Below are 19,204 nucleotides of genomic sequence, written 5' to 3' on the forward strand. Positions count from 1 at the left end.
GGGAGGACAAATTATAATGAAAAAATTATTAGGTCACTTCGATCATGCCGTTCTGTCAATGGCAGGGATTCGAATCTTTTCAGGGTTACTAGAAATTACTGCTGCCATCATCATGCTCAGCTTAAATGATGTGAAAAAAGCGGTTGTGGTGAACTCGATGTTAGCGGTGGTGGGGCCTTTGATCTTCATTTCCACCATGATGATTGGCTTGATTAGTATGGCAGACGAAATCTCCTTTTCGAAAATGATTTATATAGCTATTGGATTAGGCTTTATCTTATTTGGCATCTATAAGTGAGAAAATGTATTCCGTTGTTATATATTGTCCAAGCCCGCATACATTGTAAGTAATAATAGGACAAGAAGGGGATATGTATGCTTGCGAGTATTACTACTGTTTTGCCACCGGAAATTACCGGTGTTATTGATACACTTTCACCACCGTTACTGGAGAGGATGGAAGAAATACGAGTTCGGGTAAATCGCCCCCTAGAATTAATAATAGATGGGAATCCTTATTTTCCGGCCTATATAGTGACGGCAACAGATGCGATTCACATATTAAACAAAATAAGCAAGCATTCCATTTATGCACTGGAAGAGGAACTGAAACGGGGATATATCACAATCACTGGAGGACATCGTGTTGGTCTAGCTGGAAAAGTAATCACAGAACAAGGGAAAGTGAAGGCAATTCGGGACGTATCCTCCTTTAATATCCGTATTGCCAAACAGAAGATTGGAGTTGCTACACCGTTAATGCCCTATCTGTACGAAAAAGGCAGGTGGCTCAGCACAATGGTAATTGGACCGCCACAAACAGGAAAGACAACTTTACTTAGGGACCTAGCAAGGATCATGAGCTCAGGGTGTGAGGAAAAACGCGTGGCCTCATGCAAGGTGGGGATTGTGGATGAACGCTCTGAGATCGCTGGGTGTGTACATGGTATTCCCCAGCACGATTTGGGACAGAGGGTAGATGTGCTTGACAGCTGTCCGAAGGCAGAAGGCATGATGATGATGATCCGCTCCATGAGCCCAGATGTCATTGTAGTAGATGAAATTGGAAGAATGGAAGACAGCGAAGCAGTGATGGAAGCCGTCAATGCAGGCGTGGGGCTTCTCATGTCGGTTCATGCTTTTTCGTTTGATGAACTAAAAAGCCGGCCAAGTCTTCGAGAAATCTTATCATACCGGGCAGTAAAACGGTTCGTGGAACTGACCAGATCCAATGGCCCAGGATCCATCAAGAGAATCGTAAATGAAATGGGAGAGGAGATCTACCGGGAAGAGGGTGTGAGAAGATGATCAAACTTATAGGGGCAGTCTTAATACTTGTGGCAACTTCCTGGGCAGGATTTGAAGCGGCAAGGCACCTGACAGAAAGGCCAAGACAATTAAGACAATTAAAAGTAGCCTTGCAATCTCTTGAAGCCGAAATCATGTATGGTCATACTCCTCTAGCAGATGCCACCAAAAACATCTCCAAGCAATTGGAAAAACCACTCTCATGGTTTTTCGAAAGCTTTGCAAATAAATTGGAAAAAGCGAGCCTGACAGTAAAAGAAGCCTGGCAAGAAAGTTTGGATGATGTCTGGAAAAACACCGCATATAAAACGGCAGAACTCGAGATCATGAAACAATTCGGCGAAACGCTCGGACAGCATGATCGCTATACCCAACAAAAGCATATCCAACTCGCATTAACCCACCTAGAACGAGAAGAACTAGATGCCCGCGACAAACAAAACCGTTACGAACGAATGGTAAAAAGCCTCGGAGTCCTATCAGGATTACTACTGGTGATATTACTGATTTAGCGGTCAAGGCACTAGGAAGAATCTGGGAATTGAAGGCTTCTAGCTGTGGATTGGAGCAAATGACGAAGACTCCTGCGGGGGAGTAGCGACATTGGTGAGACCCCGCAGGCTTGCCGAGGAGGCTCAAGGTCGCCCCGCGGAAAGCGAAGTCATTTGCGGAAAGGAACAGCGGCGTAAATGCAACAAAGCAAACCGGAAAAAATAGGAGGAGCGTCCATGGGCATTGAAGTAGACGTAATATTCAAAATCGCCGGCATCGGCATCGTCGTAGCCTTCCTGCACACCGTACTAAAACAACTCGGCAAAGAAGAATACGCACACTGGGTAACCTTACTCGGATTCATCTACATTCTTTTTATGGTAGCAAGCATCGTCGACGATCTATTCAAAAGAATCAAATCGGTATTCCTGTTCCAATGATAAGGGGTGTTGACCTATCGAGATTCTCCAAATAGTAGGTCTTGGCTTAATCGCCACCTTTCTTGCATTAGTAGTTAAAGAGCAAAAACCGACATTTGCCTTCATGCTAGTCGTATTTGTCGGTTGTGCTATTTTCTTATTTTTAGTAGAGCAAATATTTGATGTCATCAGAATGCTAGAGAGGATCGCGATTAACGCCAATGTGAATTTAATCTATGTAGAAACCATTCTCAAGATTGTCGGTATCGCCTATATCGCAGAATTCGGAGCACAAATCACCAAAGACGCAGGGCAGGGAGCAATCGCATCCAAGATCGAATTGGCGGGAAAAATATTAATACTTGCGATGGCCATTCCAATCTTGACTGTTATCATTGAAACCATCATTAATCTCATTCCTTCTTAAAATGAAAAAGCAGAGGGGAGCAATCCTATGAAATTCATTCTTGCAATCATTGCAGCCTTGTTAATCCTACTGTTCCTTCCATTTGAATTAGTACAAGCCTCACCCTCTTCGCCATCAGAACTAGTAACAGATCAAATTGAAGGAATAGATGTAGAAGAAATCAAGGTGTACTGGGAAGAAGTAATGGAAGAGTATGACGGTTTTTTGCCAGAAAGCCAAAAAGGGTCATTCATGGAATTTGTAAAAGGGGACAAGTCCTTCTCCTTGGAAGAATGGTCAAAAGGTTTTCTGAAGTACTTATTTCATGAACTGCTCGCGAACGGAAAATTACTCGGCAGCCTGATCTTACTCACCATCTTCAGCATGTTCCTACAAACGCTTCAAAATGCTTTTGAACAGAAAACGGTCAGTAAAGTGGCTTATAGTGTCGTATTCATGGTCCTGATCATCATCGCGCTTAACAGTTTTCATATCGTTATCTCTTACACACTCGAAGCAATAACCGCCATGACAGGGTTCATTATTGCATTAGTTCCACTGCTCATCGCGCTCATTGCTTCATCAGGCGGATTAGTTTCAGCAGCATTTTTCCACCCCATTATCCTATTTTTAATGAACACAAGCGGTCTGCTTATTCAATATGTCGTACTTCCACTCTTGTTTCTTTCAGCAATCTTGAGCATTGTCAGCACATTAAGTGAACATTACAAGGTAACGCAACTGGCGGCGTTACTTCGAAATGTTAGCATTGGAATCCTAGGAATCTATTTAACGGTATTCCTTGGGGTTATCTCCGTACAGGGTGCAACCGCAGCGGTAACAGATGGAATCGCCATTCGCACCGCCAAATTTGTAACCGGAAACTTTATCCCTGTTATCGGCAGAATGTTTACAGATGCCACCGATACCGTGATAACTGCATCTGTGTTATTAAAAAATACAGTCGGAATCCTGGGTGTGGCCACATTGATTTTACTAGCTGCATTCCCGGCGGTGAAAATACTATCTATTGCAATTATCTATAAACTTGCCGCGGCCCTCCTTCAACCTTTAGGAGGCGGTACCGTCATAAAATGTCTCGATATTATCAGCAAAAGCATCATTTATATTTTTGCTGCCTTGGCAATTGTCTCCTTCATGTTCTTTTTAAGCATCACGGTCATCATTGCAGCAGGAAATATAACCGTGATGGTCAGGTAAGGGGGAGAGCAAATGAGTTACTTAACAGAATGGATCACCAGTATCATCCTATTTATCCTGTTAGCAACGGTAGTCGAAATGTTGCTGCCAAGTTCTTCGATGCAAAAATACACAAAACTAGTGATTGGCCTTCTGCTGATTGTCGTCATCCTAACCCCCATCTTAAAGTTGCTTTCCACAGATATGGATGAACTTTTTGCTAAAATGACCACGCATTCATCCTACACATCAAAAGAAAATACAGAAAATTTAATAGAAATGAAGAAAAAAGAAATACAAGCCTCCCATGCTGCATACATTTTAAATAAAGCGGCTGTCCTAATGAAAGAAGATGTGGAGGAGGAGTTGAGAGAAAGCTATGGTGTAACAGTGAAAGACATACAGATTGTTGTGAAAAATGAGGACCAGCTTACGGAAATACCAATAGAAGAAAATATAGAGTCCGTTGTGATTCTACTAGAGCAAGCAGAGGAGACAGCCATTCAAGTTGTAAAACCTGTTCAAATTGACACCTCCAGACAAAAGGAACCAGCTCCTTCCTCGAGAGAAGAAGGGAAAATAGCAACTTTCCTAGCAGATCGATGGCAACTACAACCAACCAATATTTCAGTAGCAGTCGAAGGGGGGGATTAGTACAAGGTGGAAAAGAAAAACCAAGCATTCATTCCATGGCTAAAATCTCTGCTAACCAATCAGTCAAAAGATAAAAAAGCAAAATACCAATACATGACGGTCATACTCGTCCTTGGTGTAGGATTCATCTTATTCGGAAACCTGTTCTTTGGTGAAGACAGCGCAAGCTCTCCAGGTGGCGGTGTCCTGCCAACCATGAAGCAGCAAGAACCGGAAGATGAACCGGTATTTGGACAAAGTGACGATGCCAACGCACCTTCTACTATCTCTGATTACGAGGCAAGCTTTGAGAACCAGTTGAAAGATGCACTCGAGGCCATCACCGGCGTTAATGACGTATCTGTCGTTGTTAACGTGGATTCTTCCGAGCAAAAAGTCTTTCAGAAAAATGTCACCACCTCCCAGCAAAACACGGTCGAAACAGACCAAAATGGCGGAAAGCGTGACGTCACTGATACCTCAAAGGACGAACAAGTCCTCGTCATCAGGAAAAATGAACAAGAAATTCCGGTCGTAACCGAAACTAAAAAACCGGTCATACGCGGAGTTCTGATTGTAGCAAAGGGCGCTGAAAATATACATGTAAAACAAATGATTTTGGATGCTGTCACCAGAGTGCTAGACGTACCACAGCACAAAGTAGCAGTCCTTCCAAAAAAATCTGAGGGGGAATAATCCATGTTATTAAAAAAACAAACCGTTTGGTTACTAACTATGTTAAGTCTCGTTTTTGTCCTATCCGCTTACTACTTTATCGGTGATCAACAAGCCGGCGAACAACTGGCAAATGACGCCACAGAACAACCTGCAGCAACCGAAACCACTGAAAACCACGGCGGTGAAGAAGGCGAAGCAGCTGGCACTGATGGAGAAGAAGGAACTGAAGGAGCAGAAGGTGAGGAAGCTGTTGAAGGCGAAGAAGCCACAGAGGAAGATGGCAGTGCTGTAGTAAAATACATCTCTTCTGACGAGACATTAGCAGAAATGCGCTATGAACTAGAAAACCTTCGCAGCGTACACCGTGCAGAACTAAAAGAAATGATGGCAAGTACAGATTTACCAGCAGAAGAAATCTCCAAAGCAGTTGACCAATACAACGAACTTGCACAAATCTCTGAAAAAGAACTAATCCTAGAATCCACAATCCGTTCACACAAGGATGTAGATGATGCACTAGTTCGCGTAACAGACGGCAAAATCAGAATCACAGTCAAAACAGCAGCACACTCACCACAAATGGCGAACGACATCTACCACATGGTGCGCCAAGAATTCAAAGACGTGCGTAACGAAGACATCGCATTCGACTTCCCACCAGCAACAGAAGAAGGCGAATAATATAAGTTAGTCAAAGTGCCGAAGCCCTGGGAATACAGGGGCTTCGGTTTTTTGGTTTTATAGAAAATAGACCCTTTTACTGGTGTTGCCTGAGTAGGATAAACCTGATGAAAGCAACAGACGGCGTGCTGTTCGCTCATTTTTAATACCAGTTATTTTCTGAAACTCGGAAACAGTGATTGTAGGGCCAATTAACAACTTATAATCTTTTAGTAGATGGAGATGTGCCTCCTTACAAGTATGGTGGCATTTTTGACAAAGCCAAGTCCCAAAGGCTTTCTCACAACCAATATGATGACATTTCTGGCACTGCACACCTTTTAGTATACAATCTGAAGTTACCCCATAATCTTTCTCCAGATCTATAAAGGTGACAGGCTCGTTCTTTTTAATTATAAGCGAGCTTAGTTTACGTACATTTTTTGCGTACCAGGTTTCTTTAGTATGTTTTTTGGTGAAGTCTGTAACTTTTGCTTCAACCCCTGAATTGCGAACTACCATGTTCTTAACGAGGGTGGGGTGCGAAATACATTTAATCTCTGCCCTTGAGTTCGCAATGACTACTAGACTTTCACAAGGACCAGGCTGAATTTTATAGTCTTTTAACCAACTTTTGAATTTAGTGAGTTGATTCTGCACTTGAATTATCGGATCTGAATAGGTGATAGTTTTATCTACTTCATTTTCGGTGAATTTTTGAATGAGTTGTTGGAAGGCCGGGTCAAACGCGAGGGTGCCTTTCATATATTTAGCATCTAATATGAGGAAAAAAGTAGGGAAGATCAGAAGTGTGTCAATTTGAAAGTGATGTTCTTTAAAAGGTAGCCTTATATCTTGCAAAACATAAAACTCTCCCTCTTCGTCGGGTAACAATTCCAAGTAGTAATTAAGCGACTCTTCTCCTTTAAAACCAGCTATGTTTTTCCCTAAATCTGAATTTATCCTCGGTAACATGTGGTGGGAGGCAGGAAGGCGCCGACTTAAGGCTTCTAATACTTTGATTTTTAAAGACATTTCACGTTCTTTCAGAATGATCATAGGCAAACAACTCCTTTAGTTAATGTTACTAGTTTTGACATGGAGGAAGGTTTTTCCTGCAAGATCTGACAAATTTTTTGAAATTCTTTTTGTTTGGGGGAAGGGGTTTTATGGAAAGGTTTTAGCAAATTAATCTTTTGGCCTTTTGATGGGAAGTTGTGTTGAATTTGAGGAAAAACTCTTAAAATCAGGCTGTTTTGGAGGTGTTTAAAATGGTTCGGACAAATTACATGTGACTTCGGACATTTTAGCACTGATTTGGATGAGGGTTCGGACAATTTGGTAGGGTTGTTTGGACAAGAATTGGGGACGTTCGGTCACTTGAAAAATTGGTTCGGTCAACTTTTGCGAAGCTTCGGTCAACTTTGCGAAATCTTTGGACAACTTTTCAAAAACTTCGGTCACTTTTAGGAAAACTTCGGACAATTAGCAAAAAGAACAAATTGTTTGACGGAGGGCTGCTGAATTTTCATGGGAGATCAGTTTGAAATATGTACAAGACATAAGAAAATAGCTCGTTTTTAGCGAGTTAAAAATGGTTCGGACAAATTACATGTGACTTCGGACATTTTAGTCCTATATTATAAGGGGGTTCGGACAAATAAGCCTAATCGTTCGGACAAAAATTCACGGTGTTCGGTCACTTGAAAAATCGGTTCGGCCAACTTTCCCCAAACTTCGGTCAACTATGCAAATTCTTCGGTCAACTTTCCCCAAACTTCGGTCAAAATCCACAAAACTTCGGACACTCTGTAAAAGTCACCAATGACACAAGCAATTTCCCCTGCACATCCGCAACAACCAATGCAAAACCTTCCTCCACTATCCCCAATCCCCAACACTCCCCCTATCCACCACACCCAAAATCCCCTATAATAATAACTAAAGCGTTTTCATCATTTCATTAACGCTACTAGCACCCTGAATTCACGCAACCACCTAAACTTAGCACTAGGTAATAATATCTATTACTATTTTTAGTTGAATTTCGGAAGCTTGTATCGTATGATGAATATGAACTATTTTGTTAAAATGTACATAGCAACATTCAGGCAGCCGCACAGCAACATCAACGCAGCAACTAATCATCAAAAGGACCGAGGAGTGAACGAAATATGTTAAAGATCCAAGAAATCAGAGAAATTATTAAGTTGATTGACCAATCCAATATAGATGAATTCACGTATGAAAATGAAGGTTCCAAAATTAAAATGAAGAAGCATGCGGCACAAACTGTTGTGAGCACGCAACAAGTAGCTGCACCAGCACCACAAGCAGTACCGCAACAACAAACAACACCGGCACAACCGAATCAACAGCCAACAGCAGCTGCAGAAACTAAACAAGAAGCAGCGGCACCTAAACAGGAAGATGCGAACCTACATAAAATCACATCCCCGATGGTTGGAACGTTCTATGCGTCTCCATCACCGGATCAAGCGGCATATGTCCAAGAAGGGGACAAAGTTGGCGAAAATTCTGTCGTTTGTATCGTAGAGGCAATGAAACTGTTCAATGAGATTGAAGCAGAAGTCAAAGGCGAAATTGTCGAGGTTCTGGTTGATAATGGCCAATTAGTAGAATATGGTCAACCTTTATTCCTTGTAAAAACAGTATAAGGAGGGGGCGACACTCATGATAAAAAAATTATTGATTGCCAATAGAGGAGAAATAGCAGTACGAATTATTCGTGCATGTAAAGAAATGGATATAGAAACGGTGGCTGTGTATTCGGAAGCGGATAAAGAATCCCTTCATGTACAGTTGGCGGATGAAGCATATTGTGTCGGACCAAAAACGTCAAAAGACAGCTACCTTAATTTTACGAACATCATTAGCGTGGCAAAACTTACGGCGTCTGATGCTATCCATCCAGGGTACGGATTCCTTGCGGAGAACTCGGATTTTGCCGAGCTTTGCCGAGAGTGTAACATTACATTTGTAGGGCCAAGTCCTGAAGCGATCAGCAAGATGGGAACGAAAGACGTTGCGCGTGAAACGATGCGTAAAGCTGGTGTGCCAATTGTTCCTGGTTCTCAAGGAATCATCGAAAACATCAATGACGGTATCTCCATCGCTAATGACATCGGTTATCCTGTTATCATTAAAGCAACGGCAGGCGGAGGCGGAAAAGGTATCCGTGTAGCAAGAAACGAAGAGGAACTGAAAAAGGGTATTTCCATTACGCAACAGGAAGCGGCAACTGCTTTCGGTAATCCTGGCGTGTATCTTGAAAAATTCATTGAAGATTTCCGTCACGTTGAAATTCAAGTAATGGCAGATGGCCATGGTAATACGATCCACCTTGGAGAGCGTGATTGCTCCATCCAGCGCCGTCTGCAGAAGCTAGTGGAAGAAACGCCTTCACCTGTTTTGGATGAAGAAATTCGTGCTCAAATGGGGGATGCGGCAGTAAAAGCTGCTGAAGCAGTGGACTATATGGGTGCAGGTACGATAGAATTTATTTATGACTATCAGAATAGAAAATTCTACTTCATGGAAATGAACACCCGTATCCAAGTAGAGCATCCTGTTACGGAAATGGTGACAGGGGTGGATCTAATCAAGGAAATGATTCGGGTTGCATCTGGGGAAACACTATCTCTTAAGCAAGAAGATGTCGTTTTCAACGGCTGGTCGATTGAGTGCCGTATCAATGCAGAAAATCCAGAAAAGAACTTTATGCCTTCCCCTGGGAAGATTGAAATGTACCTTCCGCCAGGTGGTCTAGGGGTTCGAGTGGATTCCGCTGTTTACCCTGGTTACAGCATACCGCCATATTACGATTCCATGGTGGCAAAGCTAATCACTTATGGAGCAACACGTGAAGAAGCTGTTTCACGAATGAAACGTGCGTTAAGCGAATTTATTATTGAAGGCGTTCATACTACGATTCCTTTCCATCTGAAACTTATGGATCACGAAAAGTTCAAAGATGGGGACTTTAATACGAAATTTCTTGAGAAATATGATGTCATGAATTCTTAACTATATTTAGGAGGGTTAATTATGAGCGAAAGAAACTTATTAGAAATGGAAAACAACAATTCACTTGGCAAAGTTGAAATTGCTCCTGAAGTCATTGAAGTTATTGCCGGCATTGCTGCTTCCGAAGTGGAAGGCGTTATGTCAATGCGCGGTAACTTTGCTGCTGGTGTGGTAGAGAGACTTGGGAAAAAGAATCACGGCAAAGGTGTAAAAGTCGATCTTTCCGAAGAAGGCATTAAAGTGGATGTATTTTGTGTGATGCAGTTCGGTATTTCTATTCCAACAGTTGCACAAAAAGTTCAAGACAATATCCGTCAAGCACTGTTGAATATGACAGCACTGGAAATTACAGAAGTGAATATCCATGTAGTCGGAGTACAATTTGAAGCACAAAAAAATGAAGTAGAAGTAGAACAAGAAATTTAATAAGACTTCACCTTGTAGGCACTCTCATTAGAAGGGTGTCTACAATTTTTTTTGCTTAAGAAAGGTTCCAACCTAAGTTTCCCTTGTGTTCCCCCACATAATTAGGTACAATTTTAGTCGCTACTTTTAACTAGACTTTCTCAAAAAGTATAGTAGGGTATTATCTCGGTAAAGATGAAACTGACATAATTAAATAGAAGAATGACACCTTTTGAGCTCCCCCAGAGCAAAGGATGAAAATGGTTAATTCCGAACGTTTGGTTACAAAGTGTTCATTTTGTATGTAATTTAGCTGAAAAACGAATGAAAAACATGTGTTTTTTGATAAAAATGTGCTATTATCTTTTTATACTAGTATAGGCACGATAAGGAGATCGAACAATGAAACGTAGTGAATCAAGAAAAAAGGCGCTTCAAGCCATTTTTCAAATGGATTTAAGTGATATTGCGCCGGATGAAGCAATCACAAATGTATTAGAAGAAGGGGAAAGGCCGGATGATTTCCTAAGCAGCATCGTGTTTGGCACGAAAGAGCATCAGGAGGAAATCGATTCCACGTTAAAATCCCACTTGGAAAAATGGTCCCTTGATCGTTTAGGAACAGTGGACCGTACCATTCTTCGCATGACTGTTTTTGAAATGATGTTTGTCGAAGAGATTCCTGTAAATGTCAGCATGAATGAAGCAATTGAACTTGCTAAAACATTTGGTGATGACAAATCAAGCGGATTTATTAACGCAGTCCTTTCTAAAGTAAAAACTACCATCGAAAATAATGCGTAAGTAGTAGCATAAAAGGGGGAGCTATTCATGTCAGCAGTTATAGTATCAGGTAAAGATCTTGCAGTGGAGAAAAGAGCTTTTATTAAAGAGAAGGTTTCTGAGCTACATACGGAAAAGAGTATCCAACCAAGCTTGGCAGTTATTTTGGTAGGACAAGATCCTGCTTCACAATCCTATGTTAGAGCGAAACAGAAAGCATGCGAGGAAGCTGGAATTAAAAGTATATTGGAAGAGTATCCTAGTTCTATTACGCAAGAAGAATTGCTCAATAGAATCACTCATTTTAATGACGATACTTCCGTGCACGGCATTTTGGTGCAGTTACCTTTGCCTGATCATATTGATGAACTGGCTGTTATTGAACATATTTCCCCTAATAAAGATGTGGACGGGTTTCATCCTGTAAACATCGGTAGAATGATGATTGATCAGAAATCATTTCTTCCTTGTACGCCTTATGGAATAGTAGAAATGATTAAATCCCTTGATGTTTCTATTTCGGGTAAGCATGTGGTGGTAATCGGAAGAAGTAATATAGTAGGAAAGCCGGTCGGGCAATTACTGCTAAAAGAGGATGCCACGGTTACCTATTGTCATTCCCGTACGAAGGATTTGGCTTCCATTACGAAACAGGCCGATATTTTGATTGCTGCAGTTGGGCGTGCAAAACTAATTGGGCCTGAATATGTGAAAGATGGCGCAATTGTGATTGATGTCGGTGTCAACAGACTTGAGACAGGAAAGCTGTGTGGGGATGTGGACTTTGAGTCGGTGAAAGAAAAAGCGAGCTTTATCACACCTGTTCCTGGAGGGGTCGGTCCGATGACAATTACAATGTTGTTGCACAATACGCTTCAATCGGCACAAAACCAAGCAAGTGAAAACAAGACGTTTTCCAGTTAATATGGTATCTTAGAAGATGGATGGGACTTAAGGTTCTTCCGTCTTTTTTTCGTATGACCATGCTTCAAAAAGGAGTTAACTATTATGAGTGAACGCAGATACTTAACGGTTACTGCTCTAACGAAATACATAAAAAGAAAATTTGATGTGGATCCTCATTTACAAGATGTGTGGCTGAAAGGAGAAATATCCAATTTCAAGCAACATAGCAGAGGGCATATGTACTTTACCCTCAAAGACCAAAACGCACGACTCCAGGTAGTCATGTTTGCTGGGCAAAACCGCAACCTCGCCTTCAAGCCGCAAGAAGGAATGAAGGTCCTAGTTCGTGGAGAAGTTACGGTCTATGAAGCAAACGGGTCCTATCAGATGTACATAAAAGAAATGCAGCCTGATGGTGTCGGCAGTCTGTTTTTAGCCTATGAGGAATTGAAAAAGAAGCTTTCCCAGGAAGGTTTGTTTTCACCGGAATACAAAAAATCGCTGCCAAAATACCCTCGTGCTGTAGGGGTAATCACCTCTCCAACAGGAGCTGCGGTCAGGGATATCATCACCACTTTGAAAAGAAGATATCCACTAACGAAAATAATTGTTATTCCCGCACTAGTTCAAGGGATGAATGCAGCACCATCCATTGTGAAGGCGATACAAACCGCTAACAATATGCCTGATCTTGATGTGCTTATCGCGGGCCGTGGTGGGGGGTCCATTGAAGAGTTATGGGCATTCAATGAAGAAACAGTGGCTAGAGCCATTTTTGCTTCCAAGCTTCCGATCATTTCAGCTGTTGGGCATGAAACAGACTTTACGATCGCGGACTTTGTAGCGGATATGCGCGCACCGACACCTACTGCTGCGGCAGAATTGGCTGTACCGCATATTAATGAACTGATGGAGCGCCTTTCAGATCGTAAATTTCGCTTGCACAGAGCTTCCAACAAATTGATGCAGCATTACAAGGACAGGTTAACTACACTGCAGAAATCGTATGCATTCAGATTTCCTAAAAATCTTTATGCCCAAAAGCAACAGGATCTTGATCGGACCATGGAAGATCTTGAGGCGGCCATGAAAAGAATGGTGGAACGTAAGCATGTAAAATGGGAGCAACTCGCTGGATTACTTGCAAGAAACCATCCGAAAAAGCAATGGGAAGCAGAAAAGCTTACACTAGAACAGCAGACAAAATTACTTACCAAGCAAATGCAGCAGACATTGACAAAAAAAACAATGGGAATTCCAACATAAATTATCCAAAATGGATGCTTTAAGTCCGCTTAAAATCATGAACAGAGGATATAGTCTTGCCTACCAAGAAGATGGCACCATTATAAAAAATGTGGATCAAGCAGAAAAAGGGGATACCATTCAGGTTCATCTTCAAGATGGTCGATTAGAATGTGAAGTACAAGATGTAAAGGAGCGAAAAGGAAATGACTGAAAAAAAGAATGTTACATTTGAAGAAGCAATGAAAGATTTGGAAAACATTGTGGAAAAGCTTGAAGAAGGAGATGTGCCATTAGAAGAAGCTATTTCTTTTTACAAAGAAGGAATGAAGTTGTCCAAGCTTTGTCATGACAAGCTTTCTCATGTTGAGGCAGAAATGGAACAGATCCTAAAAGAAAATGGCGAATTGGAGTCATTCCAAGTACAGGAGGATGAAGCTTAATTGTCACAGGTGATGGATTTACAAACTTTTATGAAAGATAGAAAGAAGTTGGTAGAGGACGCACTTTTTTCTTATATGAATGCTGTGGAAGCACCGGAAGTTTTACTTGAATCCATGAATTATTCCCTGAAGGCGGGCGGAAAAAGACTTCGACCTTTATTAGTACTTGCTACGTTAAAGTCTTTTGGGAAACCAGAAGAGTTGGGAATGCCGGTAGCTTGTGCCGTGGAGATGATACACACCTATTCTTTAGTTCACGATGATCTTCCGAGTATGGATGATGACGACTTCAGACGCGGAAAGCCAACCAATCATAAGGTGTTTGGGGAAGCGATGGCAATATTGGCTGGGGATGCCTTGCTCACGCATAGCTTTGAGGTTATGGAAGATCTATTGAATTTTGACGTCAAGCCTATGAAAGTTGTCACTCTGATGAAAGAGCTAGCTAAAGCTGCAGGGCCAACAGGGATGGTCGGCGGACAGGTTGCAGACATGGAGGGTGAAGGCGCACAACTCTCGCTTCAAGACCTTGAATATATACATAGAAACAAGACAGGGAAGCTTCTCGGATTTAGCATTGTGGCAGGTGCGATACTAGGGGATGCAACAGAAGAACAGATCTCGAAGTTGGAGCAATTTGCCGACCATCTCGGCCTTGCTTTCCAAATCAGGGATGACATTTTGGATATTGAAGGGGACGCCGCTAAGATTGGCAAGCCGGTAGGGTCAGATACCTTAAACGAAAAAGTGACCTACCCGTCTCTTTTATCAATGAATGGCGCGAAAGAAAAGTTGGAATATCATATTAAAGAGGCAAAGCGAATTTTAGAGGAAATCCCGTTAGAGTCGGATCTTTTGGGGCAACTTTGCGATTTAATTGCCAAAAGGGACCATTAATCGACAAAAGTAGCAGTCAAAATTGAGCATTTCCTCTTTTTGTGGTATAGTGTATGGTACAAATGAGTGGTGCAGTATTCTAGTCAGTCCACCTTTTCTGAAGGCGGGCCTAAAAATCCGCTAAAGGGCACATCGATGAAGTTCCTTGTGTCGGCTTGAGGCGCCCAGCCTTGGGTTGATGCTGGGAGTTAAGGTAGTAGGGCGATCCACAATGGCATGTGGGCGAAGACCCTACTTCCGTGGAGGCCCATTCTAACGCTTGTTTTTCCCCTAGGGGAGCAAGTAGTGGAATGGTGATAAACCTGTATTATGTCTGACTGGGTCGGACATAAACAGCGTAGCCTGCCTTGAGTGGAGTCGGAGGGGATTATGGTATGGGATCTATTCACTAGGCCAGTGAATCTATCTATGTATTCCATATGAAATCCGTTCTGCAAAAGAGGCTAAGATCTGGTTAAGGGCTGTAGAGGAAAACTCCTAGACTGTTCTGAAATTTAGACATGTATTGAGGATTATAGTGCGGACTAAGTGGTAATCCAGTCTAGTCGCTGGCGACACGGCTAAGGCAGGTTTAAAGGGAAACCGCCAGTATGGCGACATCTGGTACTTGCTTGGGAAAACCTACTGGACCTAAGCCGCAGTTTTTACTCCATGCATGACCACTTTACATAATAAAACGATTGAAGTTTGGTGGATTAAAATAATTTTGTCTATAATAAAATGTAAGATAACTACAAAAGCTTACTTATATAGAGTTGGGATTTTATACTATGGTTAATAAATGGAAAGATGCAATAAATTGGAGTTTAGCTATCGCCGTTATCACACTCGTGTTAGCGGCTATTTTTTCAATCGTTTCCACCTACCTGCTCTCAGGGGTAACCTGGGCTGTTGGAATGGTCATTGTATTTATCATTGTCTTTATCGGAATATTTTTCGATATGCTAGGTATTGCTTCCACAGCAGCAGATGAAATACCGTTTCATGCCATGGCGGCAGAAAGGGTAAACGGTTCCAAACAGGCCATACAAATTGTCAGGAATGCCGATCGGTTTGCAAGTTTTTGTAATGATGTAATCGGCGATATTTCTGGAATCATCAGTGGTACCGCATCTGCGATAGTAGTGATATCGTTTACCCTGTCAGTAGGGCAAAGAGAGGACTCTTTGTTTCACTATATTGTAGCAGTTGTATTCACAAGCGTAGTTGCGGCTGTTACAGTTGGTGGAAAGGCTTTCGGAAAGTCGATGGCCATCCGGTATTCCACACCTATTCTGTTTCAAGTGGGAAGACTGTTTTATATACTAGAAGATAAATTTAACATCGTGGTGTTAAAGGAAAATAAAAAGCGTAAAAATAAGCGAAATTAGCAAGGAAAGAGAGTGATCCCTTTTGGATCTTACAAAGATTGAAAATCCGCAATTTTTAAAGAAAATGTCTATAGATGAATTGGAGAGCCTTAGCGAGGATATCAGACGTTTTCTCATTGAGCAGCTCTCCACATCAGGCGGCCATATCGGGCCAAACCTAGGGGTAGTCGAACTTACTATTGCACTTCACAAAGTGTTTGACAGCCCTAAAGACAAGTTTTTGTGGGATGTTGGACACCAGGCCTATGTTCATAAAATTTTGACAGGTAGAGCCTGTGATTTTGGTACGTTGCGTAAGTATAAAGGTCTCTGTGGGTTTCCGAAAAGGAATGAGAGCGAGCATGATGCATGGGAAACTGGACACTCATCCACCTCTCTTTCCGGGGCGATGGGTATGGCGGCTGCTCGAGACATTAAAGGAACAGATGAATATGTTATTCCGATCATCGGCGACGGAGCTTTGACCGGCGGAATGGCCTTGGAAGCATTAAATCATATCGGCCACGAAAAGAAAGATATGATTGTCATTTTAAATGATAATGAAATGTCCATTGCGCCAAATGTTGGTGCCTTGCACAGTGCACTTGGAAGAATGCGTACGGCTGGTAAATACAATTGGGTAAAAGACGAACTGGAAGTGCTTCTTAAGAAAATACCTGCAGTTGGCGGGAAACTGGCGTCAACGGCTGAGCGCATCAAAGACAGTTTGAAGTACCTAGTTGTCAGCGGTATGTTTTTCGAAGAACTTGGTTTTACGTACTTAGGACCAATTGATGGACATAACTACAACGATCTCATTGAAAATCTTAAATATGCCAAGAAGACAGAAGGACCTGTCTTGATTCATGTGGTGACGAAAAAAGGAAAAGGCTATGAGCCGGCTGAACTGGACACTATTGGAACATGGCATGGAACAGGCCCGTATAAAATTGAAACGGGTGACTTCCTGAAGCCTGTTGGCGGACCGCCGGCGTGGAGCAGTGTAGTTAGTGAAACAGTTCGAAAATTGGCGCGTGAAGACGAGCGCATTGTCGCTCTGACGCCTGCAATGCCTGTAGGATCTAAGCTTGAAGGTTTTGCAAAAGAATTCCCGGACAGAATGTTTGATGTTGGAATTGCAGAACAGCATGCTGTCACGATGGCAGCCGGGCTTGCAACACAAGGGATGAAACCGTTCCTTGCCATTTATTCTACTTTCCTGCAAAGAGGGTACGACCAAGTCGTGCATGATGTCTGCCGTCAAAACTTGAATGTATTCTTTGGAATTGACCGTTCCGGTTTGGTTGGAGAAGATGGCGAAACACATCAAGGTGTTTTTGACATCGCATTTTTAAGGCATTTACCGAACATGGTCCTGATGATGCCAAAAGACGAGAATGAAGGCCAACATATGGTTTATACGGCAAATAAGTATGATGACGGTCCGATCGCACTTCGCTATCCGCGCGGTAATGGACTGGGTGTCAAAATGGATGAGGAATTAAAAGAAATTCCAATTGGGTCATGGGAAGTTCTGAAAGAAGGAACAGACGCTGTCATCCTGACTTTCGGAACGACAATTGGAATGGCACTTGAAGCTGCTGATTATCTGAAAAAAGAAAACCTCTCGGTGAAAGTGGTGAATGCAAGATTCATCAAACCGATGGATGAGGCGTTATTGCATGACCTCTTCAAATCAGGTATACCTTTCGTAACGATTGAGGAAGCAGTCCTTCAAGGTGGATTCGGCAGTGCGGTTGTTGAATTTGCTAGTGATAATGGATATACGAACCGTGTGGTAAGAATGGGAATTCCTGATCGCTTCATTGAACATGGAAGCGTGAAGGAGCTGCTACAGGAAATAGATTTAACAACAGAAAAAGTCGTGGAAAATGTTAAATTGATTGCAGCTAGAAGAAAACAAAAAAGGGCTTAAGGATATATGGCGAATAAAGAAAGAGTAGATGTCCTTTTAGTGGAGCGTGGCCTAGTGGAAACACGTGAAAAAGCAAAGCGCTCCATTATGGCAGGACTTGTATATTCAAATGAACAACGGCTGGACAAGCCTGGTGAAAAAGTAGCATTGGATGCTCCTTTGACTGTAAAAGGCAATGTAATGCCATATGTTAGTCGAGGCGGTTTAAAACTGGAGAAAGCGCTAAAAGTCTTTGACTTAGATGTGAAGGATAAGATATTGCTTGATATCGGTGCTTCTACAGGCGGATTCACGGATTGTGCCCTGCAAAATGGTGCAAAGTTAAGCTATGCACTTGATGTAGGATACAATCAACTAGCATGGAAACTTCGTCAAGATGAACGAGTTGTCGTGATGGAGCGAACCAACTTCAGATACGTTACGCCGGTTGATTTAAATGAAGGTATGCCGGATTTCGCAAGCATTGATGTATCATTCATCTCACTGAAATTAATTTTACCTGTCTTAAAGACCCTGCTGGTATCAGGCAGCGACGTGGTGGCACTTGTTAAACCTCAATTTGAGGCAGGAAGAGAGCAGGTCGGCAAGAAAGGTATTGTCCGCGAACCGAAGATACATGAAGCGGTGATGGATAAGATCATTGACTTCAGCCTGAAGGAAGGGTATGACGTGATGAATGCCTCTTACTCACCTATTAAGGGAGGAGAGGGGAACATTGAATTCCTCCTTCATTTGCAATGGAATGGACATACAGAAGAAAACGCAGAAAATAATCTCGATACTTCCATATCCGCTCTAGTTGCAGATGCGCACCTACAATTGAAGGTCGAAAAAGGGGAATAACTATTACGATGGTTGTTCCTTTTTTCTTTTACATATTGAAAGGTTTCCATTAACATAAAGCTAGGTTATATAGATTATTAAGGGGTGCCAACATGACAAAGGGCCAAAGACACATAAAGATTAGAGAATTGATTACAAACAGCGAAATCGAAACACAGGACGAGCTTGTCGATCGTTTGAAAAGTTTAGGGTTTAATGTGACCCAAGCAACCGTATCAAGGGATATTAAAGAGCTTCATCTTGTAAAAGTTCCGCTATTAGACGGCAGGTATAAATACAGCCTCCCAGCAGATCAACGCTTTAATCCTCTTCAAAAACTGAAACGCTCTTTAATGGATGCGTTTGTTAAAATTGATATAGCAGGTCATATGATTGTGATGAAAACAATGCCGGGGAATGCAAATGCTATCGGTGTTTTAATTGATAATCTTGATTGGTCGGAAATCCTCGGAACTATTTGTGGGGACGATACATGTTTGATCATTTGCCGCACGCCGGAGGATGCAAAAGAGTTATCCGACCGCTTTATAAATATGCTATAAAATCACGCGAGG

At 42.1% G+C, this 19,204-nt stretch carries 21 protein-coding genes and 1 pseudogene; 21 read left to right on the forward strand and 1 reads right to left on the reverse strand.

The window, feature by feature from the left end:
- Positions 1-16: 16 nt before the first annotated feature.
- The 9 genes from M313_RS0110140 to M313_RS0110180 all read left to right on the forward strand — a co-directional run bounded on the left by M313_RS0110140 (position 17) and on the right by M313_RS0110180 (position 5,817).
- Positions 17-298: a YqhV family protein gene (locus tag M313_RS0110140; protein ID WP_010194845.1), complete on the forward strand. Its 282-nt coding sequence runs from the start codon at positions 17-19 to the stop codon at positions 296-298.
- A 77-nt stretch (positions 299-375) separates the two neighbouring features.
- Positions 376-1,308: a stage III sporulation protein AA gene (gene spoIIIAA / locus M313_RS0110145; RefSeq protein WP_010194846.1), complete on the forward strand. Its 933-nt coding sequence runs from the start codon at positions 376-378 to the stop codon at positions 1,306-1,308.
- Positions 1,305-1,820 (forward strand): stage III sporulation protein SpoIIIAB, encoded by a 516-nt coding sequence (gene spoIIIAB / locus M313_RS0110150; RefSeq protein ID WP_010194847.1) that lies wholly within the window; start codon positions 1,305-1,307, stop codon positions 1,818-1,820. Before spoIIIAA ends, spoIIIAB begins: the two co-directional genes overlap by 4 nt.
- 216 nt (positions 1,821-2,036) lie before the next feature.
- On the forward strand, positions 2,037-2,240 hold the full coding sequence (gene spoIIIAC / locus M313_RS0110155; RefSeq protein ID WP_010194848.1) for a stage III sporulation protein AC: 204 nt from the start codon (positions 2,037-2,039) through the stop codon (positions 2,238-2,240).
- A gap of 16 nt (positions 2,241-2,256) precedes the next feature.
- Positions 2,257-2,646: a stage III sporulation protein AD gene (gene spoIIIAD / locus M313_RS0110160; RefSeq protein WP_083800911.1), complete on the forward strand. Its 390-nt coding sequence runs from the start codon at positions 2,257-2,259 to the stop codon at positions 2,644-2,646.
- A gap of 27 nt (positions 2,647-2,673) precedes the next feature.
- Complete coding sequence (gene spoIIIAE, locus M313_RS0110165; protein ID WP_010194853.1) at positions 2,674-3,846, forward strand: stage III sporulation protein AE; 1,173 nt, start codon at positions 2,674-2,676, stop codon at positions 3,844-3,846.
- 12 nt (positions 3,847-3,858) lie between these two features.
- Positions 3,859-4,479, forward strand: coding sequence for a stage III sporulation protein AF (gene spoIIIAF, locus M313_RS0110170; RefSeq protein WP_010194854.1), 621 nt, complete (start codon positions 3,859-3,861; stop codon positions 4,477-4,479).
- Positions 4,480-4,485: 6 nt separating this feature from the next.
- Complete coding sequence (spoIIIAG, locus tag M313_RS0110175; RefSeq protein ID WP_010194856.1) at positions 4,486-5,154, forward strand: stage III sporulation protein AG; 669 nt, start codon at positions 4,486-4,488, stop codon at positions 5,152-5,154.
- Positions 5,155-5,157: 3 nt separating this feature from the next.
- Positions 5,158-5,817, forward strand: coding sequence for a SpoIIIAH-like family protein (locus tag M313_RS0110180; protein WP_010194858.1), 660 nt, complete (start codon positions 5,158-5,160; stop codon positions 5,815-5,817).
- A gap of 57 nt (positions 5,818-5,874) precedes the next feature.
- On the opposite strand, the gene M313_RS0110185 is transcribed toward M313_RS0110180, so the two are convergent.
- Positions 5,875-6,855 carry a nuclease-related domain-containing protein gene (locus M313_RS0110185; protein WP_010194859.1) on the reverse strand — a complete coding sequence of 327 codons (981 nt, stop codon included), beginning with the start codon at positions 6,853-6,855 and terminating at the stop codon, positions 5,875-5,877.
- A gap of 1,115 nt (positions 6,856-7,970) precedes the next feature.
- Between M313_RS0110185 and accB the strand changes: the two genes are divergently transcribed.
- The 12 genes and pseudogenes from accB (at position 7,971) to ahrC (ending at position 19,192) form a co-directional block, all read left to right on the forward strand.
- Positions 7,971-8,474: an acetyl-CoA carboxylase biotin carboxyl carrier protein gene (accB, locus tag M313_RS0110195; protein ID WP_010194866.1), complete on the forward strand. Its 504-nt coding sequence runs from the start codon at positions 7,971-7,973 to the stop codon at positions 8,472-8,474.
- Positions 8,475-8,490: 16 nt separating this feature from the next.
- Positions 8,491-9,843: an acetyl-CoA carboxylase biotin carboxylase subunit gene (accC, locus tag M313_RS0110200; protein WP_010194868.1), complete on the forward strand. Its 1,353-nt coding sequence runs from the start codon at positions 8,491-8,493 to the stop codon at positions 9,841-9,843.
- Positions 9,844-9,864: 21 nt separating this feature from the next.
- On the forward strand, positions 9,865-10,269 hold the full coding sequence (locus M313_RS0110205; protein ID WP_010194870.1) for an Asp23/Gls24 family envelope stress response protein: 405 nt from the start codon (positions 9,865-9,867) through the stop codon (positions 10,267-10,269).
- Between the two features lie 381 nt (positions 10,270-10,650).
- Positions 10,651-11,052, forward strand: coding sequence for a transcription antitermination factor NusB (gene nusB / locus M313_RS0110210; RefSeq protein ID WP_010194872.1), 402 nt, complete (start codon positions 10,651-10,653; stop codon positions 11,050-11,052).
- A 27-nt stretch (positions 11,053-11,079) separates the two neighbouring features.
- Entirely contained in the window at positions 11,080-11,955 is an 876-nt protein-coding gene (folD, locus tag M313_RS0110215) for a bifunctional methylenetetrahydrofolate dehydrogenase/methenyltetrahydrofolate cyclohydrolase FolD (protein WP_010194874.1), read from the forward strand.
- An 84-nt stretch (positions 11,956-12,039) separates the two neighbouring features.
- Positions 12,040-13,396: pseudogene (xseA, locus tag M313_RS23315) on the forward strand (exodeoxyribonuclease VII large subunit).
- Positions 13,389-13,625, forward strand: a complete 237-nt coding sequence (locus M313_RS0110225; RefSeq protein ID WP_010194875.1) for an exodeoxyribonuclease VII small subunit — start codon at positions 13,389-13,391, stop codon at positions 13,623-13,625. Before xseA ends, M313_RS0110225 begins: the two are co-directional and overlap by 8 nt.
- A 12-nt stretch (positions 13,626-13,637) precedes the next feature.
- Entirely contained in the window at positions 13,638-14,522 is an 885-nt protein-coding gene (locus M313_RS0110230) for a polyprenyl synthetase family protein (RefSeq protein ID WP_034774697.1), read from the forward strand.
- A 770-nt stretch (positions 14,523-15,292) separates the two neighbouring features.
- Positions 15,293-15,892 carry a hypothetical protein gene (locus tag M313_RS0110235; RefSeq protein ID WP_010194880.1) on the forward strand — a complete coding sequence of 200 codons (600 nt, stop codon included), beginning with the start codon at positions 15,293-15,295 and terminating at the stop codon, positions 15,890-15,892.
- Positions 15,893-15,914: 22 nt separating this feature from the next.
- Positions 15,915-17,807, forward strand: coding sequence for a 1-deoxy-D-xylulose-5-phosphate synthase (gene dxs / locus M313_RS0110240; RefSeq protein ID WP_010194881.1), 1,893 nt, complete (start codon positions 15,915-15,917; stop codon positions 17,805-17,807).
- A 6-nt stretch (positions 17,808-17,813) separates the two neighbouring features.
- The gene (locus tag M313_RS0110245; protein WP_010194882.1) at positions 17,814-18,650 is read left to right on the forward strand and encodes a TlyA family RNA methyltransferase; all 837 of its coding nucleotides are present in this window, start codon (positions 17,814-17,816) and stop codon (positions 18,648-18,650) included.
- 92 nt (positions 18,651-18,742) lie between these two features.
- Positions 18,743-19,192 (forward strand): transcriptional regulator AhrC/ArgR, encoded by a 450-nt coding sequence (gene ahrC, locus M313_RS0110250; protein WP_010194884.1) that lies wholly within the window; start codon positions 18,743-18,745, stop codon positions 19,190-19,192.
- Positions 19,193-19,204 lie beyond the last annotated feature (12 nt).

Source organism: Bacillus sp. m3-13 (genome assembly GCF_000175075.1).
Classification (GTDB): domain Bacteria; phylum Bacillota; class Bacilli; order Bacillales; family Bacillaceae_I; genus Sutcliffiella_A; species Sutcliffiella_A horikoshii_C.

What these genes read in the sequence shown, in the direction of transcription:
- M313_RS0110140 (WP_010194845.1), top strand. Translation starts at nt 17, where the DNA reads ATGAAAAAATTATTAGGTCACTTCGATCATGCCGTTCTGTCAATGGCA.
- spoIIIAA (WP_010194846.1), top strand. Translation starts at nt 376, where the DNA reads ATGCTTGCGAGTATTACTACTGTTTTGCCACCGGAAATTACCGGTGTT.
- spoIIIAB (WP_010194847.1), top strand. Translation starts at nt 1,305, where the DNA reads ATGATCAAACTTATAGGGGCAGTCTTAATACTTGTGGCAACTTCCTGG.
- spoIIIAC (WP_010194848.1), top strand. Translation starts at nt 2,037, where the DNA reads ATGGGCATTGAAGTAGACGTAATATTCAAAATCGCCGGCATCGGCATC.
- spoIIIAE (WP_010194853.1), top strand. Translation starts at nt 2,674, where the DNA reads ATGAAATTCATTCTTGCAATCATTGCAGCCTTGTTAATCCTACTGTTC.
- spoIIIAF (WP_010194854.1), top strand. Translation starts at nt 3,859, where the DNA reads ATGAGTTACTTAACAGAATGGATCACCAGTATCATCCTATTTATCCTG.
- M313_RS0110180 (WP_010194858.1), top strand. Translation starts at nt 5,158, where the DNA reads ATGTTATTAAAAAAACAAACCGTTTGGTTACTAACTATGTTAAGTCTC.
- M313_RS0110185 (WP_010194859.1), bottom strand. Translation starts at nt 6,855, where the DNA reads ATGATCATTCTGAAAGAACGTGAAATGTCTTTAAAAATCAAAGTATTA.
- accB (WP_010194866.1), top strand. Translation starts at nt 7,971, where the DNA reads ATGTTAAAGATCCAAGAAATCAGAGAAATTATTAAGTTGATTGACCAA.
- accC (WP_010194868.1), top strand. Translation starts at nt 8,491, where the DNA reads ATGATAAAAAAATTATTGATTGCCAATAGAGGAGAAATAGCAGTACGA.
- M313_RS0110205 (WP_010194870.1), top strand. Translation starts at nt 9,865, where the DNA reads ATGAGCGAAAGAAACTTATTAGAAATGGAAAACAACAATTCACTTGGC.
- nusB (WP_010194872.1), top strand. Translation starts at nt 10,651, where the DNA reads ATGAAACGTAGTGAATCAAGAAAAAAGGCGCTTCAAGCCATTTTTCAA.
- folD (WP_010194874.1), top strand. Translation starts at nt 11,080, where the DNA reads ATGTCAGCAGTTATAGTATCAGGTAAAGATCTTGCAGTGGAGAAAAGA.
- M313_RS0110225 (WP_010194875.1), top strand. Translation starts at nt 13,389, where the DNA reads ATGACTGAAAAAAAGAATGTTACATTTGAAGAAGCAATGAAAGATTTG.
- M313_RS0110230 (WP_034774697.1), top strand. Translation starts at nt 13,638, where the DNA reads ATGGATTTACAAACTTTTATGAAAGATAGAAAGAAGTTGGTAGAGGAC.
- M313_RS0110235 (WP_010194880.1), top strand. Translation starts at nt 15,293, where the DNA reads ATGGTTAATAAATGGAAAGATGCAATAAATTGGAGTTTAGCTATCGCC.
- M313_RS0110245 (WP_010194882.1), top strand. Translation starts at nt 17,814, where the DNA reads ATGGCGAATAAAGAAAGAGTAGATGTCCTTTTAGTGGAGCGTGGCCTA.
- ahrC (WP_010194884.1), top strand. Translation starts at nt 18,743, where the DNA reads ATGACAAAGGGCCAAAGACACATAAAGATTAGAGAATTGATTACAAAC.